Source organism: Pseudomonas sp. R38(2017), from assembly GCF_002112395.1.
Taxonomy (GTDB): Bacteria; Pseudomonadota; Gammaproteobacteria; order Pseudomonadales; family Pseudomonadaceae; genus Aquipseudomonas.
In genome coordinates this window covers 712,650-736,916 of sequence record NZ_NEHN01000001.1, presented here as the reverse complement: position 1 = coordinate 736,916, position 24,267 = coordinate 712,650, and the positions used below count along the sequence as shown (strand labels likewise).

Here is a 24,267-nt window from a genome sequence, read left to right as displayed (position 1 = left end):
ATCACTTCATCGTTATTGTTCGGTGCCGTTCGAAGCCGGCTCGTTAAAGCCCCGTCGCCCAGAATGCCGGAGCACTGGCGCAGGCGGTCTTGATCAGATCTACAGCCTTGTCGATGTCCTCGGCGGTGGTGAAACGACCGAGGCTCAGACGAATGGTACGGCCGGCCAGATGCGCGTCGTGCCCCAGTGCCAGCAGCACGTGGGACGGTGTGTTGCTGGCGGAATTGCAGGCCGAAGTCGCGGAAAACGCGATCGAATGGCTCAGCGCCGCCGCGTTGAACTCGCCTTCACTGAAGGTCAGGCTCAGGGTGTGCGGGATACGTTGGGTAGCGCTGCCGTTGAGGCGCACGCCGGGCAGGCTCAACAGCTGTTCGAGCAGTCGCTCGCGCAACGCGACGATGGTTTTCTTCTCGTCATCGAAAGCCTCGGCGGCCAAGGCAAAGGCCGAGCCCATGGCAGCAATCTGGTGAGTCGCCAACGTCCCGGAACGCAAGCCGCCCTCGTGGCCGCCTCCGTGAATCTGCGCCTGCAAACGCTGTTGCGCACGCGGGCCGACGTACAGCGCGCCGATGCCTTTTGGGCCGTAGAGCTTGTGCGCCGAGAACGACATCAGGTCCACCGGCCATTGCGCCAGATCGATCGCGACCTTGCCGGCGCCCTGGGCCGCATCGACGTGGAACAACGCTCCACGTCCGCGCACCACTTCACCGATGGCCGGGATGTCGTTGACGGTGCCGAGTTCGTTGTTGACCAGCATCAGCGACACCAGAAAGGTGTCATCGCGCATCGCTTCGCTGACCGCTTGCGGAGTGATCAGGCCCTCGGCGTCCGGGACCAGATAGGTCACGGCGACACCGGCGTCCTGCAATTGCCGGGCGGTGTCGAGGATGGCCTTGTGTTCGATTTGACTGGTGATGATGTGGCCGCCGGACACGCCACGTGCCTGGGCCACGCCTTTGAGGGCGAGGTTGTTGGATTCGGTGGCGCCGGAGGTCCAGACGATCTGTTGCGCCTGGGCGCCGATCAGTTCGGCGACTTGCCGGCGAGCGTTCTCGACCGTTTGCCGGGCCTGCTGGCCGAAGGCGTGGGAACTGGAGGCCGGGTTACCGAAGTTACCGTTGAAACCCAGACACTCGATCATCACCTGGATGACCCGCTCGTCCACCGGAGTGGTGGCGGCGTAATCGAAATACAGCGGACGTGTGTTCATAAAAAGACTCGCAGAGCGTGTTCCGGGATCAGGAAGCTCGTGTCTACAAACGGCACGACGCAGCCTTGTGAGCTGCGTCCGGGTTCGAGAGCGTCATCAATACCTGATCGGATGCCGTTAAAGAAGAACAACTTCATTTAAAAGTGCGTAGGAACGCTCCTGAACGCGACTTTAACAGGCATCGGGCCGGCGGTTGTAGCACTGCGTCAGCTAAAGCTTTCAAGGAGCAACGGGTACAGCGAAATCACCAACAGCGCCGCCATGCCCCAGTTGAACACCCGCAACCAGCGGCGATCCTTGAGCACATTGCGCAACAAGGTCCCGCACGCCGCCCAGACGCCTACGCTCGGCAGGTTGATGATGGCGAACACCGCAGCGATCACGATCACATTGGTAAAGTAACCCTGCATCGGCGTGTAGGTGCTGATGGCTCCGATTGCCATGATCCACGCCTTGGGATTGACCCACTGGAAGGCGGCTGCGCCGAGGTAGCTGATCGGTTTCGCCTCGCCGGATTCGCTTTCGCCAACCGGGCCGGAATGGGCGATTTTCCACGCCAGGTACAGCAAGTACGCCGCGCCCACATAACGCAGAACCGTGTAAAGCAGTGGATAAGTCTGGAACACCGCGCCCAGACCAAAACCCACCGCCACCACCAGCACAAAGAAGCCGCAGGTAATGCCGAGCATGTGGGGAATGGTGCGGTTGAAGCCGAAATTCACGCCCGATGCCAGCAACATGGTGTTGTTCGGCCCCGGTGTGATCGAGGTGACAAGGGCAAACAGGGCAAAGCCCAGCAACAGGTCGAGCGAGAGGGTCATGGCAGGCAATCCGTCAGGGTCATTCAGGTGTTGACCCTATCCCAAGGCGCCGCGCAAACCCATGGACAGCTGGGTAAAACTTCGAGCAGTACAGTTGCGAATCAGCTAGGACGTCCGTGCAGCTGTATGGTTCGCTCCGCGCTCATTTCACCCTTGTTATCAAACCCGAAAGGCTTCTGTGGCTGGCCGAGCAATTCGGCTTTTTTCACTTGGTATTCCTCGAAGGACAAGCCGCGACGGTTCAGGCTTTCGAGGGCCAGTTCGCGAGTTTCTTCCGCCGTGTAGGGGCGAAGTTCCGGGGAAACGTGGCTCGCGCAACCGGCGAGAACGGAGACAGCGAGCATCAGGGAAACAGTCAGTAAACGATTCATGGGAGCGTCCTGGCGTGGCGGGTGTTGGTCGATGGAGAAAGGCTACGCCCGGGCTCGTCGTGGCAGAAATCAACGCTCTCAATAGTGGCTATCAGGTTTCCGACAGATCGGTTTCGAATATTCTAAAATAATCTATCAATATCAATTAACAGTCTTTTACGGAATAACAGACAGCCTTTATAAATCCTTCATCGCGTTCGGCACTGTTGCTCCAGCAACTGTTTCCCAGGCAACAGCGGTTCAACAAACCAGCCTGAAAGTCACAGGACCACAGCCACCGACAACGCTCAAAGCGCCGGAATACGGGCCTTACAGGAATTGGTACAGCGCTTGCTCTGCTCCGGTGACTACTCACTGCTCGCCGAGCAACTGTTGAAAAAGGAACTGACCATGTCGCGTCCATTGAAAGTCGTCGCCCTGTCCGGCGGAACCTGGCGTCCATCGCGCACCCTGGTGCTGACCCAGGCTCTGCTGAGCGAATTGTCCGGGCATTTGCCCGTCGAGAGCCATCTGATTGAACTCGGCGACATCGCCCGCCCGCTCGGCGCCGCACTGTCCCGTCAGGAATTGCCGGCAGAAATCGAGACCGAGCTGCAAGCCATCGAACAGGCTGACCTGTTGATCGTTGCCGCGCCGGTGTATCGCGGCTCCTATCCGGGACTGCTCAAGCACCTGTTCGATCTGATCGATCTCAATGCGTTGATCGACACACCTGTGCTACTCGCTGCCACCGGTGGCAGTGAACGCCATGCGCTGGTCCTCGATCACCAGTTGCGCCCCCTGTTCAGCTTCTTCCAGGCCGTGACCCTGCCGATCGGCGTGTACGCCACCGAAGCCGATTTCGCCGATTACCAGATCACCAGCGAGCCGCTCAAGGCACGCATCCGTCTGGCCGCCGAACGCGCCGCGCCGTTGTTCGGTGCACACCTCAAACCGTTGCTGAAAATCGCTTAAGGAGCTGTTCATGGATGTTTTCTGGTTCCTGCCGACTCATGGCGACGGCCACTATCTGGGCACCACCCAAGGCGCGCGTCCGGTCACCCTCAATTACCTGAAACAGGTGGCGCAAGCCGCTGACAGCCTCGGTTACCACGGTGTGCTGATTCCGACCGGGCGTTCCTGCGAAGATTCGTGGGTGATCGCTTCGGCGCTGGTGCCGCTGACCGAACGCCTGCGTTATCTGGTGGCGATCCGTCCGGGGATCATCTCGCCGACGGTCTCGGCGCGTATGGCCGCGACCCTGGATCGACTGTCCAACGGACGCTTGCTGATCAACGTCGTGACCGGCGGCGACCCGGACGAAAATCGTGGCGACGGCAGTTTCCTCAGCCACAGCGAACGCTACGAAGTCACCGATGAATTCCTCAAGATCTGGCGCCGGGTGTTGCAAGGTGAGGCGGTGGATTTCGAAGGCAAACACCTGAAGGTGCAGAACGCCAAAGCCCTGTATCCACCTGTGCAGAAACCCTATCCACCACTGTATTTCGGCGGTTCCTCCGAAGCGGCCCACGATCTGGCTGCCGAGCAAGTCGACGTGTACCTGACCTGGGGCGAACCGCCGGCCGCCGTCGCCGAAAAACTTGCCGACGTACGTGAACGCGCCGCCCGTCACGGCCGCAAAGTGAAGTTCGGCATTCGCCTGCACGTGATCGTGCGCGAGACCGCCGAAGAAGCCTGGAAAGCGGCGGACAAACTGATCGAGCACATCAGCGACGAAACCATTGAGGCCGCACAGAAATCCTTTTCGCGCTTCGATTCCGAAGGCCAGCGACGCATGGCTGCCTTGCACGACGGGCGCCGCGACAACCTGGAAATCGCCCCCAACCTGTGGGCCGGCGTAGGTCTGGTGCGCGGCGGGGCCGGCACTGCATTGGTCGGCGATCCGCAGCAAGTGGCAGCGCGAATCAAGGAATACGCAGACCTTGGCATCGAGAGCTTCATCTTCTCCGGTTACCCGCATCTGGAAGAGGCCTACCGCTTCGCCGAGCTGGTCTTCCCGCTGCTGCCCGAGCCGTATGCAAGCCTGGCCGGACGCGGCATGACCAACCTCACCGGGCCGTTCGGCGAAATGATCGCCAACGATGTTCTGCCCGCCAAAGCCAACGCCTGAGGAAGACCGAGTGACTGCCAAACCGCAAAGCACCCTGCTCTCCCCCTTGCAGACCGCCCGTCAACTGGCTGCCGAATTCGCCCTGACCGCCGTCGAACGCGACGAACGTGGCGGCACGCCGAAAGCCGAACGCGATGCCCTGCGCGACAGCGGTCTGCTGGCCCTGAGCATTCCTGCCCGTTACGGCGGACTCGGCGCGCGCTGGAGCGAAACCCTGGAAGTCGTGCGCGAATTCGCCAAGGTCGATAGCTCGATCGCCCACGTCTTCGGTTTTCATCACTTGATGCTGGCCACCGTGCGCCTGTTTTCCCGCCCGGAACAATGGCAACCGTGGTTCGAACAGACCGCGCGACAGAACTGGTTCTGGGGCAACGCGCTCAATCCGCTGGACACCCGCACCGTGGTCAAGGATCTCGGCGGCTGGCGCGAGTTTTCCGGCAAGAAGAGCTTCTGCTCCGGTGCCAGCGATTCGCAGATGCTGATCGCCTCGGCGGTGGATGAAAGCAACGGCGGCAAACTGCTGATCGCAGCGATCCCCAGCGGCCGTAGCGGCATTACCCTGCACAACGACTGGAACAACATCGGCCAGCGCCAGACCGACAGCGGCAGCGCCACGTTCGAACGGGTGCGGGTCGAGGAATCGGAACTGCTGCTGGATCCGGGCCCTCTGAGCACACCGTTCGCCTGCTTGCGCCCATTGATCGCGCAACTGACGTTCACCCACATGTTTCTCGGCATCGCCGAAGGGGCTTTTGAAGAGGCGCGGCAATACACCCTCAGCGAAACCCGTGTCTGGCACAAATCCTCGGTGCGCGAGGTGCGCGAAGACCCTTATGTGCTGGCCCATTACGGCGAGTTCTGGGTCGCCCTCGAAGGCATCCGTCTGCTGGTGGAACGCGCCGCTGCGTTGCTCGACGAGGCCTGGGCCAAAGGCCCGAATCTGAGCGCCGAAGAGCGCGGTCACCTGGCCACGGCGATTGCCACGGCCAAGGTCGCCGCCAGCCGCCAGGGCCTCGATATTTGCAGCCGACTGTTCGAAGTCACCGGCGCCCGTTCGACCCACGCGTCGCTGCGCCTAGACCGCCACTGGCGCAACCTGCGCACACAAACCCTGCACGACCCGCTGGATTACAAACTCCATGAGCTGGGCGACTGGGCGCTGAACCAGTCCCTGCCGGTGCCGACGTTCTATTCCTGATTTCCTTTCGTGGAGCGAGACCCATGCAACTGCTGACCCTGCCGCCCTCACCCGCCCTGGCCACTTCGATACGCGCCACTGCCCAGGTCTTCGAAGACCCGAAGTCCCAGGCGTTACTCGCGCATCTGCAACAAGTTGCGCCGAGCGAAGCCAGCGTGCTGATCATCGGCGAAACCGGCACCGGCAAAGAGTTGGTGGCGCGGCACATCCACAACCTGAGCAACCGGCGCAACCGGCCATTCATTGCGGTCAACTGCGGGGCGTTTTCCGAATCGCTGGTGGAGGCCGAATTGTTCGGCCATGAAAAAGGCGCCTTCACCGGCGCCCTCAGTGCCAAGGCCGGGTGGTTCGAAGAGGCAGATGGAGGCACCTTGTTCCTTGATGAAATCGGCGATCTGCCGATGGCGATCCAGGTCAAGTTACTGCGGGTGCTGCAGGAACGTGAAGTGGTGCGCCTGGGTTCGCGCAAGAGCATTCCCATTGATGTGCGGGTGCTGGCGGCGACCAACGTGCAACTGGAGAAAGCCATCAACGCCGGGCATTTTCGCGAGGATCTGTATTACCGGCTGAACGTGGTCAATCTGGAACTGAGCCCGTTGCGCGAGCGGCCCGGCGACATCCTGCCGCTGACCCGGCATTTCATCGAGGCCTACAGTCAGCGCCTGGGTTACGGGCGCATAACCATCAGCCCCGGAGCCGAGCACAAACTGCGCGGCTACAGCTGGCCGGGCAATATCCGCGAACTGGAAAACGTCATCCATCACACACTGCTGATCTGCCGCAACGGCGTGATCGAGCGCGACGACCTGCGCCTGTCCAACCTGCGCATCGACCGTCCCGACGATCAGCACGGCAGCGTCGACGATTCACCGGAAGCGCTGCTCGAACGCGCCTTCCAGAAACTCTTCGAACAACAGGCCGGCGCCCTGCATGAAAAGGTCGAGGACGCGTTGCTGCGTTCGGCCTATCGCTTCTGCCACTACAACCAGGTGCACACCGCCGCGCTGCTCGGCCTGAGCCGCAACGTGACCCGCACGCGGCTGATCAAGATCGGCGAACTCGCGGTGAACAAGCGGCGACCCACGGAAAACCTGCAGGGCGAGCGCTTGATCCAGCTGTCGATCTAGCCCACCAACTGGCAGTGCAAGCCGTCGTCGTGACTGCGGGCGATGCTGCTCAGCACCTGGAATGAACCGAAGGTCACGGTTCGCGCCTGATGGGTGCGGATCAATTGCCAGAAATCCTGCTCGCCGGTTTCGAAACTCTGGAACGCCGCCTCCCCCGCCTCGCGAGATTGCCATTGCAGGAAACCCAACACCCGCCGGCCATCATCGCTGGCCTGAACGCTGGCGCTGACGAAACCGGCATAACGCTGGGCCAGACGCTCGGTCTGTACGGTCAGTGCCGAGACCAGCGCCGATTGTTGGCTGGGCTCGATTTCGAATTCGATCAATTGGGTGAAGCTGCGGTTTTTCGCTGGTGCTTGCATGACATCCCCACTCTGTCAGGTGAATCTTGCGATTCGAAGGTCTGCAGGGTAAAACCTCGAGTTAACTAGAGGTCAAGGAACAATTTTCAGATGATCACTGCGGAAAACCTGCACAGGCAACTGACCGTCGGCGAAGTCGCGGCCCGCAGCGGTGTGGCGGTCACCGCGCTGCACTTTTATGAATCCAAAGGCTTGATCAAAAGCCAGCGCAATGCCGGCAATCAGCGCCGTTATCCACGGGAAGTGTTGCGCCGGGTAGCGCTGATCAAGGTAGCGCAACGACTGGGCATTCCGTTGGCGGAAATCGGCGAGGCACTCAAACAGTTGCCGGACAACCGCGCGCCGACGGCAGCGGACTGGAAAGTGTTGTCGGAACAGTGGCGACGGGAGCTGGATGAACGAATCAATCAGCTGATGCTGCTGCGGGATCGGCTGACCGGTTGCATCGGCTGCGGCTGCTTGTCGATGGAAGCCTGTCCGCTGCGCAATCAGGGCGATGTGCTGGGCGAGCAAGGGCCGGGAGCGCACTTTCTCGATGTCCCGGATTGACGGTTCCCTCGGCGTGGGAACCGTCGGTTCGATCAATCAGAAGCCCGGTGCAATCTGCCCTTTGTAGCGGGTCAGAATGAACTGGCGCACTTCATCGGAGTTCAACGCCTTGGCCAGTTTCTGCAGGCCCGGGTCGTTGATGTTGTCAGGACGCGCGACCAGAAACTCGATGTACAGGCTTTTGCCCTTCTCGACGATCAGCGCGCTGTTGGTGTCGATCCCGGCTTCCAGCGCGTAGTTGGCGAACACGAAAGCCAGGTCGACCTGGCTGACGGAGCGGGCCAGCAACGCACCTTCCAGTTCACGGATTTTCAGGTGTTTTGGGTTTTCGACGATGTCACGCTGGGTGGCCAGGGTGTTGCTCGGATCCTTGAGTTTGATCAGCCCCGCCTCATGCAACAGCACCAAGGCGCGACCGGTATTCACCGGGTCGTTGGGGATCGACACACTGGCGCCGTCCTTCAGCTCCGAAATGTTCTTGATCTTGGTCGAGTAGGCGCCGAACGGTTCGATATGCACGCCGACCACCGGCACCAGATTGGTGTGGCGGGTCTTGTTGAAATCATCGAGAAACGGCCGGTACTGGTAGTAGTTGGCGTCGAGGTTTTTCAGCGCCAATTGCTGGTTGGGCTGGATGAAGTCGGTGAAGACCTTGATGTCCAGATCCACGCCTTCCTTGGCCAGGGTCGGTTTGACGAACTCGAGGATTTCCGCGTGTGGTACCGGGGTGGCGCCGACGATCAGTTTTTCGTTGGCGTGAGCGCCGAACGACAGCACGGCAGCCAGAACGGCCAGGGTCTTTTTCATGGTTTGCTCCAAGGCAGATTTGAGTGGCCGTCGTGGGGTGGACGTGGGGCCTTTATGGGATGAACTGTTTTTTTCAGCGGCGGCTGTAATGCGCCACCAGTCGGTCGCCGGTCATTTGCAGGGCCTGCACCAGAAGCAGCAGCAACACCACGGTGACCACCATCACGTCGGTCTGAAAGCGCTGATAGCCGAAGCGAATCGCCAGATCGCCGAGCCCGCCGCCACCGATCACGCCGGCCATCGCCGTGTAATCCACCAGCACGATGGCGGTCACCGTCACCGCCGCCAGCAACCCGCCGCGGGCTTCCGGCAACAGGGTGTGGCGGATGATCTGCCAGGTGTTGGCGCCCATGGCCTGGGTCGCCTCGACCACACCGCGATCGACTTCGCGCAACGCGGTTTCCACCAGCCGCGCAAAGAACGGTGTGCAGCCGACCACCAGCGGCGGAATGGTTCCGGGCACGCCCAGCGAGGTGCCCACCAGCAACGTGGTCAGCGGAATCAGCACGATCAGCAAAATGATGAACGGCAGCGAACGCAGCATGTTCACGATCACCGACAGCACCCGGTACACGCCGACTGTTTCATGCAACTGGCGCCTGCCGGTGAGAAACAGCAACAGCCCCAGCGGCAGGCCCAGCAACACCGTGAACAACAACGCCGCGCCGAGCATGCTCAACGTATCGAGACAGGCCTGGGCGATGTCGGCCCAGTAAATGTGTTTGAACCACTCGGCCATGATCAGGACCAGTCGTGGCGCGGTGGTTTGACGCCGTTGAGCAGCCAGTTGCCGACCACGTGGTATTTCCAGCGCACCGGGTCATGCAGGGTGTGGACCCGGGCATTGCGCCAGTGGCGGTCGAAGTTGTGCTTCTTCAGGGTCGAGCGGGTGCCACCGAGTTCGAACAACTTGTTGCTGGCCTCGATGGCGATTTCGGTGGTCAGCACTTTGGCCTTGGCCACGGCGAGGGACGCCAGCGCGACGTTGTCTTCATCGGGTACAGGGCGCGCGGCGTCGAGCGCCCAACCGGCACGTTCGAGCAGGGCTTCGGCGGCCTCCAGACGGATTTCCAGTGCGCCGATCTGAATGATCGTCAGCGGATCTTCACTGGCCTTGTCCACACCCGCATCGATCCATGGCCGGGCAAACTGACGGACGAATTCAACCGTGTCCCGCAGTGCAGCCCGGGCGATGCCGGCGTCGATTGCGGCGGTGGTCAACTGGGCGAATGGCCCGGCCAGGGTCGGGCTCTCGTAGGAGCGATACGTCGGGAACAGATTGAACGGCGCCACGTGAAGATCTTCCGCCAGCACGGTGCCGCTGGACGTGGTGCGCTGGCCGATGCTGTCCCAGTCGTCGACGATCACCAGCCCTTTCGTGCCGCGCTGGACGAAAGCCAATTGGCCTTTCTGTTCCTCATCCAGCGCCAGCACCGCCAGCCAGTGGGCGTAGAGCGAACCGGTACAGTAACCCTTGCGGCCGTTGATCACAAAGCCATCGCCATAACGACGGATCGTTGTCTGGATGTCCTGCACATTCTTGCCGCCGGTTTCCGACAGTGCATTGGCGAAGCGATGACCTTGCAGCGCCAGTTCAAAAAAATGCGCCTGCTGCGCGGGCGTGCCTTGCAGACGGATGTCTTCGAGCAGGCAGTAGTGATTTTGCGGGATCTGCCCGAGGGACGGATCGGCGGCGGAAATGATCGCGATCACCTGTGCCAGCACCGCACTGGACACCTGCGCGCCGCCGTACTCCTTTGGCACAGTGATGCCCCACAGGCCACTGTTTGAATACAGGTCGACGATTTCGGCGGGCACTTCACGGTGGCGGTCACGCTCGGCGGCGTGTTCCTGCAGGACGGCGGCAACCTGTGCGGCCACGCGCAAGGCTTCGGCGTCGTCGGCGATCCGATGGGCGGCCGGCGGGTTGATCGGATAAACGGCAGATTCAGACATAGATGACTCTCGGTATCGGTGTTGTACCGGGTCATTGCACCTTCTGTGCCTGACTGGCAGCCCTTGTCTGACGCGGCTTTCAATGGCTATCAACAGACTCCGGCAATAAAAACCCGCGCATTCTGTTGCTTCACTGTCCATGGCTGAACACTGCTCGTCGGCTACTCGTTCATGGCAGCGCGACGGATCTATAGTTGAGCGACCGGAAACCCCGGCGAAGGCAAACCTTCAGTCACTCATAAAAAAAGGGAGTACCGCCATGAGCGTCCAACCCATCCCGGAGGGGTACCACAGCGTGACCCCGTATCTCGGCATCCATAAGGCCGCCGAGGCCATCGATTTCTACAAGAAGGCATTCGGTGCCACCGAAGTCATGCGCCTGAGCATGCCTGACGGCCGCGTCGGCCACTGCGAACTGCGCATCGGCGACAGCGCGATCATGCTGGGCACACCGTGCGACCAAGGGCCATTGAGCAATCCGGACAGCGCCGTGTCCGTCGGTTTACATCTGTATGTAACCGATGTCGACAAGTCGTTCCAGCGCGCACTGGATGCCGGGGCGAAGGCAGTGTCCGAGGTCAAGGATCAGTTCTACGGGGATCGCAGCGGTACGTTGAAGGATCCCTATGGGCATCTGTGGTTCCTGGCCACGCGCAAGGAAGACCTGACCCAGGAGCAGATCGAACAGCGGGCGAAGGAAATGTTTCAGCAGTCTCAGTAACGACGATTCTCCATTCCCGCGCAACGCGCGGGATGGACGAACACGATTCATGAACCGTCGAACCACGCTTCACGCCTTGTCATGAACGCCCGGCGATTTCAGGATGCAGGCCAACCGCCTGAATAAAGGATCACCCCCGATGTTTGCCGGATTCGTCAAAGACCAGCGCCACGTCAACGGCGTGGACATCACCTACCGCATCAAAGGCTGCGGGCCGGGCCTGCTGTTGTTGCACGGGCACCCGCAGACTCATGTCATCTGGCACAAGGTCGCCGAGCAGTTGGCCGAGCACTTCACTGTAGTTGCCGCCGACCTGCGCGGTTACGGTGACAGCAGCCGACCGCCGGCCAATGAGCGGCATGCCAGCTATTCCAAACGCGAAATGGCCCGCGACGGTGTGGAATTGATGCAAGCGCTGGGCTTTACGCAATTCTCGATCCTCGCCCATGACCGTGGAGCGCGGGTCGCCCATCGCCTGGCCCTCGATCATCCCGCCGCCGTGCAACGCATGGTGCTGTTGGACATCGCACCGACCCTGGCGATGTACAGCCAGACCAACGAGACCTTCGCCCGGGCCTACTGGCACTGGTTTTTCCTGATCCGCCCGGCGCCGCTGCCGGAAACCCTGATCGAGGCCGATCCCGAAGGCTATCTGCGCAGCGTCATGGGCAGCCGCAGTGCCGGGCTCAAGCCGTTCACTGACGAAGCGTTCGCCGAATACCTGCGTTGCCTGAGCCTGCCCGGCAGCGCCCGTGGGATCTGCGAAGACTACCGGGCCAGCGCCGATATCGACCTGGAACATGACCGCGCCGACCTCAAGGCCGGCCATCATCTGAGCTTGCCGCTGCTGGTGCTGTGGGGCGCCGAAGGTACGGTCGGTCGTTGCTTCGACCCGCTCAGGGAATGGCAACAAGTGGCCACCAACGTACGCGGCAAGTCTCTGCCCGCCGGCCACTACCTCGCCGAAGAAGTCCCAGAACTGTTACTCACCGAAGCGCTGGCGTTCCTGCGCTGAGCCATCCCTCCATCCGCTCATCACGACTCCAACAGGTGTCGTGATGAGATTACGGTCGCGAAACATTTACTTTCACATCCTTCATCGGGATTTGCTTCGGTCATCCGTCTTATAGAGATGCGGGCCAGTCGCGTAGGCAAAAGCCACGACCGGCCCTTTTGGGACTCCCGTGCTGCGAAGCCCGTAGCACCCAGTCCTCTCACCGAACCAAGACTCGTCATCATGTCGAAGAAATCCCGCTCGAAACTATGGTTCCTCATACACAGCTGGTTGGCGTTGCCGATCTGGTTTTTTGTTCTGATTGTCTGCGTCACCGGCACCCTGGCAGTGGTCAGCCAGGAAATCGTCTGGCTGGTAAACCCGCAAATGCGCGCCACCCAACCCTCGGACGATGCCCCGCTGCTGGGCTACGACCAGGTCATCGCCGCGATCAAGACTGCCGAACCGCAGTTGCTGGTTGAACGCATCAGTCGCCCCGACGAATCGCATTTCGCGCTGGAGGTGAACGTCAGTCAGCCTGACGGGCGCTCGGTGACGGTTTACGTCAACCCTTATACCGGTGTGATTCAGGGCACCGCGCCAGCCTTCAATTTCCGTGCCTTCACCCGTGCCTTGCACGGCTGGTGGCTGGTGCCGTTCACCAATGGTTACAGCTGGGGCTGGTATCTGGTGTCCTTCCTGGCGCTGCCGATGCTGGCTTCGCTGGTGACCGGGCTGGTGGTCTACAAACGTTTCTGGAAGGGCTTTTTCAGCCCGACCCTGCGCCTGCGTCACGGTGCGCGGATCTTCTGGGGCGATTTCCACCGCCTCAGCGGCATCTGGTCGATCTGGTTCATCGCAGTGATCTCCGTAACAGCCGTGTGGTTCCTGATCGAAGCCATTCTTTCCGACAACCATATTTCCATCTCCAGCGAGCCGATCATCGCGGCGATGTCCCGTGAAGGCGTGCCGTTGTCCGCCGATGGTTCGCCTCCGCCACGGGTCAGCCTGGACCACGCCATCGAAATTGCTCAGCAACGAATTCCGGGGTTCGAAGCCAGCACCATCAATCTGCCCGGCAACGCCTACAGCCACCTCGATATCCGAGGACGAGGCTGGTATCCGTTGATGTTCCAGTCCGCCACGCTCAACCCCTACAGCGGTGAAGTGGCCGCCTCGCGCCTGCTCTCCGATCGGACCTCCCTGGAGTTCGTCACCGAATCCATGCGTCCGCTGCACACCGGCGACTTCGGTGGACTGTGGATCAAGCTGATCTGGTTCTTCTTCGGGCTGGTGCTGAGCATGATGGTCCTCAGCGGGCTGTTGATCTGGACCAAGCGCACCGCGCTGGCGACCGCCAACGCGCTCAAGCGGGAGAACAAGAAACAACGCGTTCAGGCACAACCAGCCCTGCACCGTGAACCGTCGGAGGCCAATCTGTGAGCAAGTCCCCCCCCATGGCTCAGCCTTCGCGGCTGAGCGTGATCTGGCATAAATGGCGCTTCCACATCAACGTGTTGCTATTGCTGATTCCGCTGGGTTTCATGCCCAGGTATTTCGCCGATCAGGCGTTGTTTCGCGGCGACAGCGGACTGGGTGAACGCGAGATCGGCGAAGTCCAGGTGGGCCCGTGGAGCCTGCGTCTGGCCGAATTTCGCAATGAGGCACCGCTTCCCGATGGCGCAGCCGGCTATCTGAAAGGGTTTAGCGCCGCGCTGTGCGAGGCCTGTGTCGAACAGGTCAAGGCCACTTACCTGCGCATCGGCAAGCCACGCAGTCTGCGCGCCGCCGGTTCGATCTTCTTCGGCACGCCTTACAGCATGGGCACGCAGATGCCTGTCCCGGACAAAACCAAAGCCGACGCCGAACTCTGGATCACCATGGAAGGCTGGGACGGCAGCATGCACCAAGCCTCGATTCCGCTGAGCCAGGCCTCCCCCGCCACCGTTGCCTGGCTGAACAAACAAGGAGCCAAACCATGAGCCGCCCTTCCCGCCTGAACATGAGCGCTGCATTACTGGTGCTCAGTGCCGGTTTCAGCGCCAGTGCCCTGGCCCACAACCCGATGTGTGAGTGCAAGGCCATCGATGCCGAGCAGATCAAATGCACCGGTGGTTTCTCCGACGGCAGCGGCGCGCCGGGGGTGACCCTCGACGTGATCGGCTACGACGAAACCATTCTGGTGCCGGGCAAGCTCGGCGCCGATTCGACCCTGACCTTCAAGAAACCCGGCGCCGAGTTTTACGTCCTGTTCGACGCCGGCCCCGGCCATGTCGTCGAAATCGACCAAGCGGATATCGAAACCCCATGACCACACCGACCACCCAAGTTGTTCGCCCCGCCGGTGCCGGCCATGAAACACTCAATGTGCTGCTGATGTGCCTGCTGATCGTCGCGGTCGCCGGCTCCGTTGTGGCGTGGCGCGGGGTGTCCCACGAACCCGAGCCGGTTTCCAGCCATCAGCTCGACGCCCGTCGTGACCTCAGCGCCAGTGAGCAAGGCATCTACGCCGACCTGCGGGTGACCCTCGACGAAATCCACCTGTTGCGTGAGGAACAGCAAGCGTTGCCAACTCCGCAGAACCTGGCGGATGAAGGTTTCGCGCCGTTCGCCCAGGACTCCAGTTCCGTGAGCCGTGGCGGCCACGCCTGGCAATTGCTGGCCGACAACGCTTACTTCGGCCACAGCCAGGCACCGGCCGTGGCCGGTTCATTTCTGATGCGCCTGAACGACGACGCGCCGGACATCTGGCTCAACCGCGCCACCGATCTGCAAGCGCCGACAGACCTGTCCGACGCGGCACTGACCGCTGGCGGATGGAAACAGATCGTCGCGCAATTCGATGCCGGGGTGACCCGAGAACATCGTCATTGAACCCTCGCCTTCATCCGAGAGAAGACCGCTTGCCCATGCCTAGTTCATCTCAACGCCGTCCTTTCCTGCGCCTGCTACTGATCGGCCTGTGCGCCTGCCTGCTGAGCCCGCTGGCCAGCGCCGATCCGGCCAAGCGCCTGCGCATCGGCATCACCCTGCATCCTTATTACAGCTATGTGGCGAACATCGTCGGCGACAAGGCCGATGTCGTGCCGCTGATTCCTGCCGGCTTCAACCCGCACGCCTACGAGCCGCGCGCCGAAGACATCAAACGCATCAGCGGGCTGGACGTGATCGTACTCAACGGCGTCGGCCATGACGACTTCGCCGACCGCATGATCGCCGCCAGCGAAACGCCGAACATCAAGACCATCGAAGCCAACGAAAACGTGCCCCTGCTGGCCGCCACCGGGGTCGCCGCGCGCGGTGCCGGTAAAGTGGTGAACCCGCACACTTTCCTGTCGATCAGTGCCTCGATTGCTCAGGTCAACAACATTGCGCGGGAACTGGGCAAGCTCGACCCGGACAACGCCAGGACCTACACCCAGAACGCCCGCGCCTACGGCAAACGCCTGCGGCAGATGCGCGCCGACGCCCTGGCCAAACTGACCCAGGCACCGAACGCCGAGTTGCGCGTCGCCACCGTTCACGCCGCTTACGACTACCTGCTGCGCGAGTTCGGCCTGGAAGTGACGGCGGTGGTCGAGCCGGCCCACGGCATCGAGCCGAGCCCAAGCCAGTTGAAGAAAACCATCGATCAACTGCGCGAACTGGATGTGAAGGTGATCTTCTCCGAGATGGACTTCCCGTCCACTTACGTCGAAACCATTCAGCGCGAATCCGGTGTGAAGCTGTACCCGCTGTCGCACATTTCCTACGGCGAATACACCGCCGACAAGTACGAAAAGGAAATGACCGGCAACCTCAACACCGTGGTTCGGGCGATTCAGGAGTCCGGCGCATGACGGCTCAGGAAAACCTCTCGAACATCAGCAGTGGCCCGACCCTGGAATTTTCCGAGGTCAGCCTGACGCTGGGTCGCACGACGATTCTGGACAAGGTGACCTTCCAGGTGCAGCCCGGCAGCGTGCACGCATTGGTGGGCCCCAACGGCGGCGGCAAGAGCTCGCTGATCAAGACCCTGCTCGGACAGATGCCGCATCAGGGCCGGCTCAGCCTGCAATGGCCCGGCGAGCCCGGCACCATCGGCTATGTGCCGCAGGCGCTGGAATTCGATCGCGGCTTACCGATGACCGTCGACGACTTCATGGCTGCCATGTGCCAGCGCCGGCCGGCGTTTCTCGGTCTGAGCAAACGCTATACCGGCGCCATCGGTGATGCGTTGGAACGGGTCGGCATGCAGGACAAGCGCAAGCGCCGGATGGGCGCGCTGTCCGGCGGTGAACGCCAGCGAGTGCTGCTTGCTCAAGGCCTGATTCCCGCTCCGCAATTGCTGGTGCTGGATGAACCGATGTCGGCCCTCGATGAAGCCGGGATCCAGGTGTTCGAACGCCTGCTCGGCGACTGGCGCGCTGCGGGCATCACCGTGCTGTGGATCGAGCACGATCTGGAAGCCGTCGGGCGTCTGGCCAATCGCGTCACCGGCCTCAATCGCCGGGTGCTGTTCGACGCCACGCCGCAGCAGGCGCTGACCCCGGAACGCCTGCTGACCCTGTTCTCGACCCATCCACGGAGCGCTGCCTGATGAGTTACGAAGCCTTTCGTTTGATGGTTCAGGGCTGGGCGTCTTCCGGTTACCTGCCGGAAGCGCTGGCCTATGGTTTTGTGGTCAACGCGCTGCTCGCCGGCCTGTTGATCGGCCCGGTGCTGGGCGGCCTCGGTACGCTGGTAGTGGTCAAGCGCTTCGCGTTTTTCTCCGAAGCCGTCGGCCACGCGGCACTGACCGGCGTGGCCATCGGCATTCTGCTCGGCGAACCCTACACCGGGCCGTATGGCAGCCTGTTCGGCTACTGCCTGTTGTTCGGCATTCTGCTCAACTATTTGCGCAACCGCACCGGCCTGGCCCCGGACACGCTGATCGGCGTGTTCCTCTCGGTATCTCTGGCGCTGGGTGCCAGCCTGCTGCTGATCCTGGCGGGCAAGATCAACGTGCACATTCTGGAAAACGTACTGTTCGGCTCAGTGCTGACAGTCAACGGCAATGATCTGGCGGTGCTGGCGATCGTCGGCTCGCTGGTGATGGCTCTGGCCCTGCCGCTGTACAACCGCATCATGCTCGCCAGTTTCAACCCGCAACTGGCAGCGGTGCGCGGCGTCGCCGTGAAGACCCTGGATTACCTGTTCGTGATTCTGGTGACCCTGATCAGCGTCGCGGCAGTAAAAGTCATTGGCGCGATTCTGGTGGGTGCCCTGCTGGTGATTCCGGCAGCGGCGGCACGCCTGCTCAGCCAGTCGCTCAAGGGCTTTTTCTGGTGTTCAGTACTGATCGCCACGGTCAGCACACTGTGCGGGATTCTCGTGCCCATTGTGTTCGACCTGCCGATTCCGTCCGGCGCCGCGATCATCCTCGTCGCCGGTATCGGCTTCGCCCTCGCCGCCATTGCCCGGGGCGTCGTCCCGAGTCTGAAAGGGAACCTTGGATAAATGACTTTCTTACTGCGACAACTGACCCTGGCCATCGCCCTGTGCAGCGTGACTTCGACGACTGTGCTGGCCGCAGAAAGCGCCAAACCGCTACGGGTGCTGGCCTCGTTGCCCATCACCTACGGCCTGGGCGAAGTGCTACTCAAAGGCACCGACATCAGCCTCGAACGGGCAGCACCGGCAAATCTGCCGGGCAGCCGCCAGACCGCGTACTTCACCGGGCGCGGTGCTCCGGAGCTGAGCAAACTGGCAACCGGCGCCGATGCGGTGATCGGCGTGCGCTCGCTGTGGGCCGATGATCCGCTGTACCCGATTGCCCGACGCAGCAACATCCGCATCGTCGAAGTCGACGCCGCCCGACCGGTGGACGGCGCCCTGCCCGGCATCGCGGTGCAGTCGGGGCTGAACGTCGATGGCCTGAACAGCCAGCCGTGGCTGGCCAGCAACAACATGGGCCGCATGGCCGACGTGATGGCAGCGGACCTTGTGCGTTTGGCACCCAAGGACAAACCGAAGATCGAAGCCAACCTGGCCGCTCTGAAACAGCGCCTGCTGAAACTCAGTGCCGACAGCGAAGCGCGCCTGGCCAATGCCGACAATCTGAGCGTGATGAGCCTGAGCGATCACTTCGGCTATCTGATCGGCAGCCTGAACCTGGAGTTGATCGGACAGGACCCGCGACCGGATGCAGAATGGACACCGGAAGACCTGAAGAAATTGACCACAACGCTCAAGGACAACAACGTGGCGGTGGTGCTGCACCATCGCCAGCCATCGGACGCGGTAAAAGCGGCGATTGCCGAATCTGGCAGTCATCTGCTGGTGCTGAGCACCGATGCGGCGGATCCAGTGGCTGAACTGGAAGGGAATGTGGATGCGCTGCTCAAGGGCTTGAGCGGCGCCTAAGGAGAAGTGATCGTTCCCACGCGCTGCGTGGGAACGATCAACCCCTGATCCTCCAGACATGAAAAAACCCGCTGACCGTTTCCAGTCCAGCGGGTTTCTTTTGGGCCGAAAACTTACTGTGCAGCCGCTTGCGCTTCCATCTTCTGGCGCAGGCTCAGCGGACGCATGTCGGTCCACGTTTCTTCGATGTAGGCCAGGCATTCCTTTTTCAGGCCGCTCTTGCCCACGGTGCGCCAGCCTTCCGGGATGGCCTTGTAATCCGGCCAGATCGAGTACTGCTCTTCGTGGTTGACCACGACCTGAAAGAGGATGTCCTCGCGGTCGAATACTGACGTCATGCTGTGTCTCCATCGTTGTAGGGGTAGGCTGCACGGTGGGTGCAGCCGGGTATGTAGAAGGAACGTTCGGCGCGGCGAAAAATTTACAGTGCGGCAGTCGCGACGCTCAACGCACGGCCGAATATCTCGGCGACGCGGTCGATTTCAGCGGCGGTGATCACCAGCGGCGGCAGGAAACGCACCACTGCGCCATGGCGCCCGCCCAACTCCAGAATCAGGCCACGCTTGAGGCATTCGCGCTGCACCAGCGGCGCCAGACGGGCGAAGGCCGGTGGATGGCCCAGCGCGTCCGACTCACCGTTCGGATCGACCAGCTCGACGCCCAGCATCAGACCACGACCACGAATGTCGCCCAGTTGCGGGAAGTCGCGCTGCAGGATGTACAGGTGCTCGCTCAGGCGTTCGCCCATGGCGGCGGCGTGCTCGCAGACCTTGTGCTCGACCAGGTAGCGCATCACCGCAGAACCGGCGGCCATCGCCATCTGGTTGCCACGGAACGTACCGGCGTGGGCGCCTGGTTGCCAGGTGTCTAGCCAGTCGCGGTAAACCACCACCGCCAGCGGCAGGCTGCCGCCGATGGCTTTGGACAGCACCACTACATCCGGCGTGATGCCGGCGTGTTCGAAGGCAAACATCTTGCCGGTGCGGGCGAAACCGCTCTGGATTTCGTCGACGATCAGCGCAACACCCGCCTTTTCGGTGATGCGACGCAGACCGCGCAGCCACTCGATGTCCGCCGGAATCACACCGCCCTCGCCCTGCACCGCCTCGACAATCACCGCCGCCGGCAATTGCACACCGGCCTCCGGGTCGTTGAGCAGGTTTTCCAGGTAACTGAGGTTGGCCTTCACACCTGCCGCGCCACCGATGCCGAACGGGCATCGGTAGTCATACGGGAACGGCATGAACTGCACGCCATTGCTGAGCAGCGCACCCAGCGGCTTTTTCGGCCCCAGACTGCCCATCAGGCTCAGCGCGCCCTGGCTCATGCCATGGTAACCGCCGGAGAACGACAGCACAGTGCTGCGCCCGGTGGCGGTGCGTACCAGTTTCAGCGCGGCTTCCACCGCGTCGGTGCCGGTCGGGCCGCAGAACTGGATTTTCGCTTCCTTGGCCAATGCTGACGGCAGCAACCCGAACAGATCCTGAACAAACTGATCCTTCACCGGCGTGGTCAGGTCGAGGGTGTGCAGCGGCAACTCATCGGCCAGCACCTGCCGGATAGCCTCGATCACCACCGGGTGGTTATGCCCCAACGCCAGGGTACCGGCACCGGCCAGGCAATCGATGAAGATGCGGCCTTCAACGTCCTCGACATACAGACCCTTGGCACGCTTCAGCGCAAGGGGAATGCGTCGCGGATAGCTGCGGGCATTGGATTCCTGCTGGCTCTGGCGGGCCAGCAACGGCGATTCATTGAACTGATACAGCGTTTCCGCCGGCGCGGAGGCGATCCGGCCCGACGACTCTTCGATAAGGCTGGTGGCGACTGACATCTCTCGACCCCTCAATTCGCTATGGATAGTGACCAAAACTGCACACCGCACAGGTGCGCGTTCCGGTCCCGGGGCGCACATGCAGGTTTTCCTGTTCTGGAAACGCACCAGCCCCTCAAGGATTTACACCCTAGAGCGAGTTGTCATACCGACAGCGGTAGCGACTTGTGCATCGGCAGGCTGCGCATGCCGTGGCGAATGAGCGGCGGCGCCGATTCGCGATACCCCAGACACCGATAAAAGGCTTCACCGGTGCGGGTGCTGGTGAGCACGGAACGGGCGCTGCCGCGCGTCAGCAGCCAGCCTTCAAGGTCTGTCATCAGCGCCCGGCCAACGCCCCGGCGAAACCATTCCGGCTGCACATGACAAAGGGTGACATCGCCGTCGGCCAGCGCCATGCCGACGCCAATGGGTCGACCCTGCATCAAGGCAATATTCAGATAGCGCTGCGGATCGGCGAGCCAGGCACTGATGTGTTCCGGCGATTGCTGGCGAATCCAGGCATCGACGAGGCGGGGGTCGTTACGATGATCAAGCGCGCAACCGACGCGGATCGAACGCTCGATAATGCGGCTGATGATGCCGGCATCGGCCGGGGTAGCCGGGCAAATGTAGATGGATGCATCCATGGCGCTGTTTCCCTCAATCCATTGAGTCAAATGGCTGGGGCGACAATAGCGTCGTGGCCGGCGGATGACCAATGGAGAGAGGTTACATTTGATGTGCCGGGCTCAGGCTGGTTGCAGCGGCATGGTCAGCTCGACCCGCAAGCCATCCGGGCGGCTGTCGAAATGCAGGGTGCAGGCGCAACGCTGGACAATCGCCTGGACAATCGCCAGCCCGAGCCCGCAGCCGGTGCTCTGGCCGTTGCGCCAGAAGCGTTGGGTCAGGTGTTGCAAATCGTCCGGTGCAATGCCCGGCCCGTGATCGCGAACGACGAAACGCACACGATTGCCGATGGTTTCCATACTCAGTTCCACGGCCCCTTCCGACGGGGTATGACGCAGCGCGTTATCCAGCAGATTGCGCAGTGCGGCGATGGACAACACCGAGGGCATTTGCAGTGGCGCGTTGGACAGGTGCTCCGGCAGATGCAGCCTGATCCGCTGCCGCTCGCCGCTGGCGGAGTCCTGAATCGCCAGTCTTGCCACTTGCTCGGCGCTGCACTGCACGCCGTCGTCGAACGACAGACTGCCCTCGACCCTGGCCAGCAACAGCAATTGCTCCAGAGTCCGATGCAGGCGGTCGGCACCCTCCTCGGCCCGGGCCAGGGACTGATCACGGGCACTGCCTTCGGTCATGCGTGCCACTTGCAGGTGGGTCTTGATCGCCGTCAGCGGGCTGCGCAGTTCATGGGCGGCGTCACCGGTCAGGCGACGTTCGCGCTCGATGGTCTTGCCGATACGCTGGAACAGCTGATTCTGGGTCTCGAGCAAAGGTTTCAGTTCGCTGGGAAATGATTGCAACTGCAAAGGTTCGAGGGAGTCGGCATTGCGGCGCATCAGGGCTTCGCGCAAGCGATTGAGCGGCGCCAGGCCCTGACCGATCCCCAACCACAGCAGGCACAGACAGCCGAGCAGCGCCACACCCACCGGCACCGACGCCGCCAGCAGGATCGACATGTTCAAGGCTTCACGCTCAATCACCCGGTCGGCGGTGGTGATCCGCACATCGCCCCGGGCCAGGGTGAAGGTGCGCCACGGTGCGCCGTCGATCATCTGGTCGTGGAAGCCCATTTTCTGTGCTTCCAGTGCCTGTTCCGGGTTGTTGTGGCTGCGGGCAAGGATCTCGCCACGCAACGAGCTGACCTGACAGGCCATGCCGCCGGGGATGTTCAGTTGTTCGGCGCTGAAGTGAGTGCCGTCGCCTTTGCTCGGTATCGCCGGCAATTGCTCCAGCAACCCGGCGACCATCCGCGCCGAAGCCACCAGCCGCTGGTCGAGGGAAAACATCATCTGGTTGCGCAGGTCGCTGAGCATCCAGGCGGCAGCCAGGGCCCAGATCAGCGCGAACGCGGCGCCGAGGGTCAGGCTCAGGCGCAGGCGCAGACTCATCACTTGTCAGGTTCTCCACCATCCGCCGGGCCCAGGCGATAGCCCAGACCGCGCACGGTTTCGACGATACCTTTACCGAGTTTGCTGCGCAGGTGATGGATGTGCACGTTGAGGGCGTTGCTCTCCAGCTCATCGCTGAAGCCGTAGACGCTGTCCTTCAATTGCTCGGTGGACAGCACCCGGCCACGGTTATGCAGCAAGGCTTGCAGCAGGGATTGTTCGCGACGGGACAGGTCCACCGAACGGCCGGCCAAGGTGGTTTCGCGGCTGCTCGGGTCGTAGGTCAGCGCGCCGTGCTCGATCAGGTTGACGCTGCGCCCGGCCACCCGGCGCAGCAGGGTTTGCAGACGGGCAAACAATTCACGCAGGTCGAACGGTTTGAGCAGGTAATCGTCGGCACCGGACTGCAAACCGTCGACCCGGTCAGTCACCGAGTCCCGCGCGGTGAGGATCAGCACCGGAATTTCCAGGCCCTGCTGGCGAAGTTGCTGCAATAGTTTGAGGCCATCTTCGTCCGGTAAGCCGAGGTCGAGCACCATCACGTCGAATTCGGCAACCTTGAGGATCGCCCGCGCCTTGGAGGCGGTGTTGACGTGTTCGACCGTCAAGCCCTGGGCCGTCAGCCCGGCGACGATGCCACTGGCAATCAGGTCATCGTCTTCGCAGACAAGCACATGCATGGGGAGCTCCCTGAGCAAAAACATGAGTCAAACAGGTGAGGATTAAGCTCAAATTATGACAAGTGATTCAACGCACGAGAAGTGTATTCGTCCCAGCCCCTCCCCTGCAAAACTTTCGACAATATGGATATACCTGAAAAATTAAATAACTAACAAAGCCAACACACTTCAGTCTCAACCCGAAACATACACACCACCCGTACCACTTCAAAATTTAAATATCACACGCTAATCTTAATTCACCAAACAACAAACAAGCCATTAAAACCCTATTACTTGCTTTAATCCTTTTCACCAGCCAGAACAAAAGAGAGCCATACCATGAAAAATTTCGTAACCACCGACTGGCGCCATGGAGCCGATCGTATCTTCTTTTTCTTCAAGGACACTAATACTTACACACGCTTTAACCTGGGTGACAACCATATCGAAAAAACCCACCCTACTTCTGTTTACGGTCACTGGGACGACTTCGAGCAACACGTGAAAGACCTGAAGTTCGGTTTCAACACTAGAAGCCCTGATTGGCACCAAAACGGCGGCGGAGACATTTCCTGGTTCTTCTACTATGAGCAACAAACACCGATGGCCTGCAAATATTCCCAAATCAATGACAAAGTCTTGTTCAAAAAGAAACTGTCAGATACTGATTGGTGGCCCCTGGGAAATTACTTCGACAAAATCGTCGGCGTCATGCTGGACACTACGGCAAGTTCCGCCCACGATTATTGGGTTCTACTGAACGACGGACGTTATTTCATATACACCCCCCGAGTGCCGAGACCGCCTAAAGTCAAGCCACTCGCAAACTCCGCATGGAGCGAACTGGAACAATACAAAGGCCGCATGATCACCGCCGCCTCGAATGATTACCCAATCCTCAGCACTTACTTCTATATCTTTTTATCCAACAACGAATATCTAAGGTTTGATATTAAAAAAAGAACACTCACTGCCCCTCGCCCGGTCGATGATGGAACATGGCCAGGATTGATTACAGAATAAACACGCCATGCACAGATGAGCGGGGGGGGGGGGACGTCTTGATGTGAGGATCAATTGAGGAAGCGATATCCGATCCAGCTTTCT

28 protein-coding genes are annotated in these 24,267 nt (G+C 61.2%); 16 read left to right on the top strand and 12 right to left on the bottom strand.

What is annotated here, in order from left to right; translation table 11 throughout:
* Nucleotides 1-43 precede the first annotated feature (43 nt).
* The 3 genes from CAF87_RS03510 to CAF87_RS03500 all read right to left on the bottom strand — a co-directional run bounded on the left by CAF87_RS03510 (nucleotide 44) and on the right by CAF87_RS03500 (nucleotide 2,402).
* Nucleotides 44-1,210, bottom strand: coding sequence for an aminotransferase class V-fold PLP-dependent enzyme (locus CAF87_RS03510; RefSeq protein WP_085730655.1), 1,167 nt, complete (start codon nucleotides 1,208-1,210; stop codon nucleotides 44-46).
* A 206-nt stretch (nucleotides 1,211-1,416) separates the two neighbouring features.
* Entirely contained in the window at nucleotides 1,417-2,031 is a 615-nt protein-coding gene (locus CAF87_RS03505) for a LysE family translocator (protein ID WP_085710685.1), read from the bottom strand.
* A gap of 101 nt (nucleotides 2,032-2,132) precedes the next feature.
* On the bottom strand, nucleotides 2,133-2,402 hold the full coding sequence (locus tag CAF87_RS03500; RefSeq protein ID WP_085710686.1) for a hypothetical protein: 270 nt from the start codon (nucleotides 2,400-2,402) through the stop codon (nucleotides 2,133-2,135).
* A gap of 390 nt (nucleotides 2,403-2,792) precedes the next feature.
* On the opposite strand from CAF87_RS03500, the gene msuE reads away from it, so the two are divergent.
* From msuE to CAF87_RS03480, 4 genes are read left to right on the top strand one after another with little or no spacing between them, the layout of a single operon-like run.
* Entirely contained in the window at nucleotides 2,793-3,356 is a 564-nt protein-coding gene (msuE, locus tag CAF87_RS03495; protein WP_085730679.1) for an FMN reductase, read from the top strand.
* Between the two features lie 10 nt (nucleotides 3,357-3,366).
* Nucleotides 3,367-4,512, top strand: coding sequence for an FMNH2-dependent alkanesulfonate monooxygenase (gene ssuD / locus CAF87_RS03490; protein ID WP_085730654.1), 1,146 nt, complete (start codon nucleotides 3,367-3,369; stop codon nucleotides 4,510-4,512).
* A 10-nt stretch (nucleotides 4,513-4,522) separates the two neighbouring features.
* Nucleotides 4,523-5,710 (top strand): acyl-CoA dehydrogenase family protein, encoded by a 1,188-nt coding sequence (locus CAF87_RS03485; RefSeq protein ID WP_085730653.1) that lies wholly within the window; start codon nucleotides 4,523-4,525, stop codon nucleotides 5,708-5,710.
* A 23-nt stretch (nucleotides 5,711-5,733) separates the two neighbouring features.
* Nucleotides 5,734-6,837, top strand: a complete 1,104-nt coding sequence (locus tag CAF87_RS03480; protein ID WP_085710689.1) for a sigma-54-dependent Fis family transcriptional regulator — start codon at nucleotides 5,734-5,736, stop codon at nucleotides 6,835-6,837.
* Here CAF87_RS03480 and CAF87_RS03475 read toward each other — a convergent pair.
* Complete coding sequence (locus CAF87_RS03475) at nucleotides 6,834-7,199, bottom strand: antibiotic biosynthesis monooxygenase (protein ID WP_085730652.1); 366 nt, start codon at nucleotides 7,197-7,199, stop codon at nucleotides 6,834-6,836. The genes CAF87_RS03480 and CAF87_RS03475 overlap by 4 nt on opposite strands.
* A 90-nt stretch (nucleotides 7,200-7,289) precedes the next feature.
* On the opposite strand from CAF87_RS03475, the gene soxR reads away from it, so the two are divergent.
* A complete protein-coding gene (gene soxR / locus CAF87_RS03470) occupies nucleotides 7,290-7,748 on the top strand; it encodes a redox-sensitive transcriptional activator SoxR (protein WP_085730651.1) in 459 nt (152 codons plus the stop codon).
* A 36-nt stretch (nucleotides 7,749-7,784) separates the two neighbouring features.
* Here the strand turns inward: soxR and CAF87_RS03465 are convergent, their stop codons facing one another.
* The 3 genes from CAF87_RS03465 to CAF87_RS03455 form a co-directional block, all read right to left on the bottom strand.
* Nucleotides 7,785-8,555, bottom strand: coding sequence for a MetQ/NlpA family ABC transporter substrate-binding protein (locus CAF87_RS03465; protein WP_085710692.1), 771 nt, complete (start codon nucleotides 8,553-8,555; stop codon nucleotides 7,785-7,787).
* A 73-nt stretch (nucleotides 8,556-8,628) separates the two neighbouring features.
* Complete coding sequence (locus CAF87_RS03460) at nucleotides 8,629-9,294, bottom strand: methionine ABC transporter permease (RefSeq protein WP_085730650.1); 666 nt, start codon at nucleotides 9,292-9,294, stop codon at nucleotides 8,629-8,631.
* A gap of 2 nt (nucleotides 9,295-9,296) precedes the next feature.
* Nucleotides 9,297-10,511 (bottom strand): SfnB family sulfur acquisition oxidoreductase, encoded by a 1,215-nt coding sequence (locus CAF87_RS03455; protein WP_085730649.1) that lies wholly within the window; start codon nucleotides 10,509-10,511, stop codon nucleotides 9,297-9,299.
* 259 nt (nucleotides 10,512-10,770) lie between these two features.
* On the opposite strand from CAF87_RS03455, the gene CAF87_RS03450 reads away from it, so the two are divergent.
* From CAF87_RS03450 to CAF87_RS03405, 10 genes are all read left to right on the top strand, one after another.
* Nucleotides 10,771-11,232, top strand: a complete 462-nt coding sequence (locus tag CAF87_RS03450; RefSeq protein WP_085730648.1) for a VOC family protein — start codon at nucleotides 10,771-10,773, stop codon at nucleotides 11,230-11,232.
* 139 nt (nucleotides 11,233-11,371) lie between these two features.
* Nucleotides 11,372-12,247, top strand: a complete 876-nt coding sequence (locus tag CAF87_RS03445; RefSeq protein WP_085730647.1) for an alpha/beta fold hydrolase — start codon at nucleotides 11,372-11,374, stop codon at nucleotides 12,245-12,247.
* 222 nt (nucleotides 12,248-12,469) lie between these two features.
* The gene (locus CAF87_RS03440) at nucleotides 12,470-13,669 is read left to right on the top strand and encodes a PepSY domain-containing protein (RefSeq protein WP_085730646.1); all 1,200 of its coding nucleotides are present in this window, start codon (nucleotides 12,470-12,472) and stop codon (nucleotides 13,667-13,669) included.
* Nucleotides 13,670-13,683: 14 nt separating this feature from the next.
* Nucleotides 13,684-14,208 carry a thiamine pyrophosphate-binding protein gene (locus tag CAF87_RS03435; protein ID WP_371850974.1) on the top strand — a complete coding sequence of 175 codons (525 nt, stop codon included), beginning with the start codon at nucleotides 13,684-13,686 and terminating at the stop codon, nucleotides 14,206-14,208.
* Nucleotides 14,205-14,537, top strand: coding sequence for a hypothetical protein (locus CAF87_RS03430; protein WP_085730644.1), 333 nt, complete (start codon nucleotides 14,205-14,207; stop codon nucleotides 14,535-14,537). The genes CAF87_RS03435 and CAF87_RS03430 overlap by 4 nt, the downstream gene beginning before the upstream one ends.
* Nucleotides 14,534-15,100 carry a DUF6162 family protein gene (locus CAF87_RS03425; protein WP_085730643.1) on the top strand — a complete coding sequence of 189 codons (567 nt, stop codon included), beginning with the start codon at nucleotides 14,534-14,536 and terminating at the stop codon, nucleotides 15,098-15,100. Before CAF87_RS03430 ends, CAF87_RS03425 begins: the two co-directional genes overlap by 4 nt.
* Nucleotides 15,101-15,135: 35 nt before the next feature.
* The gene (locus CAF87_RS03420; protein ID WP_085730642.1) at nucleotides 15,136-16,065 is read left to right on the top strand and encodes a metal ABC transporter substrate-binding protein; all 930 of its coding nucleotides are present in this window, start codon (nucleotides 15,136-15,138) and stop codon (nucleotides 16,063-16,065) included.
* Complete coding sequence (locus CAF87_RS03415; RefSeq protein WP_085730641.1) at nucleotides 16,062-16,805, top strand: metal ABC transporter ATP-binding protein; 744 nt, start codon at nucleotides 16,062-16,064, stop codon at nucleotides 16,803-16,805. The genes CAF87_RS03420 and CAF87_RS03415 overlap by 4 nt, the downstream gene beginning before the upstream one ends.
* Nucleotides 16,805-17,704, top strand: a complete 900-nt coding sequence (locus CAF87_RS03410) for a metal ABC transporter permease (protein ID WP_085730640.1) — start codon at nucleotides 16,805-16,807, stop codon at nucleotides 17,702-17,704. The genes CAF87_RS03415 and CAF87_RS03410 overlap by 1 nt, the downstream gene beginning before the upstream one ends.
* Nucleotides 17,705-18,610, top strand: a complete 906-nt coding sequence (locus CAF87_RS03405) for a metal ABC transporter solute-binding protein, Zn/Mn family (RefSeq protein WP_085730639.1) — start codon at nucleotides 17,705-17,707, stop codon at nucleotides 18,608-18,610. It begins immediately after the preceding gene.
* A 113-nt stretch (nucleotides 18,611-18,723) separates the two neighbouring features.
* Here CAF87_RS03405 and CAF87_RS03400 read toward each other — a convergent pair whose 3' ends face one another.
* The 5 genes from CAF87_RS03400 to CAF87_RS03380 all read right to left on the bottom strand — a co-directional run bounded on the left by CAF87_RS03400 (nucleotide 18,724) and on the right by CAF87_RS03380 (nucleotide 23,178).
* Nucleotides 18,724-18,948 carry an MbtH family protein gene (locus CAF87_RS03400; RefSeq protein ID WP_085730638.1) on the bottom strand — a complete coding sequence of 75 codons (225 nt, stop codon included), beginning with the start codon at nucleotides 18,946-18,948 and terminating at the stop codon, nucleotides 18,724-18,726.
* Nucleotides 18,949-19,031: 83 nt separating this feature from the next.
* On the bottom strand, nucleotides 19,032-20,444 hold the full coding sequence (locus tag CAF87_RS03395; RefSeq protein ID WP_085730637.1) for an aspartate aminotransferase family protein: 1,413 nt from the start codon (nucleotides 20,442-20,444) through the stop codon (nucleotides 19,032-19,034).
* A gap of 143 nt (nucleotides 20,445-20,587) precedes the next feature.
* Nucleotides 20,588-21,073, bottom strand: a complete 486-nt coding sequence (locus tag CAF87_RS03390; RefSeq protein ID WP_085730636.1) for a GNAT family N-acetyltransferase — start codon at nucleotides 21,071-21,073, stop codon at nucleotides 20,588-20,590.
* Between the two features lie 102 nt (nucleotides 21,074-21,175).
* Nucleotides 21,176-22,498, bottom strand: a complete 1,323-nt coding sequence (locus CAF87_RS03385) for an ATP-binding protein (protein WP_085730635.1) — start codon at nucleotides 22,496-22,498, stop codon at nucleotides 21,176-21,178.
* Nucleotides 22,498-23,178 carry a response regulator gene (locus CAF87_RS03380; protein ID WP_085730634.1) on the bottom strand — a complete coding sequence of 227 codons (681 nt, stop codon included), beginning with the start codon at nucleotides 23,176-23,178 and terminating at the stop codon, nucleotides 22,498-22,500. The genes CAF87_RS03385 and CAF87_RS03380 overlap by 1 nt, the downstream gene beginning before the upstream one ends.
* A 321-nt stretch (nucleotides 23,179-23,499) precedes the next feature.
* Between CAF87_RS03380 and CAF87_RS03375 the strand changes: the two genes are divergently transcribed.
* The gene (locus CAF87_RS03375) at nucleotides 23,500-24,183 is read left to right on the top strand and encodes a hypothetical protein (protein ID WP_085730633.1); all 684 of its coding nucleotides are present in this window, start codon (nucleotides 23,500-23,502) and stop codon (nucleotides 24,181-24,183) included.
* The last annotated feature ends 84 nt before the right edge of the window (nucleotides 24,184-24,267 follow it).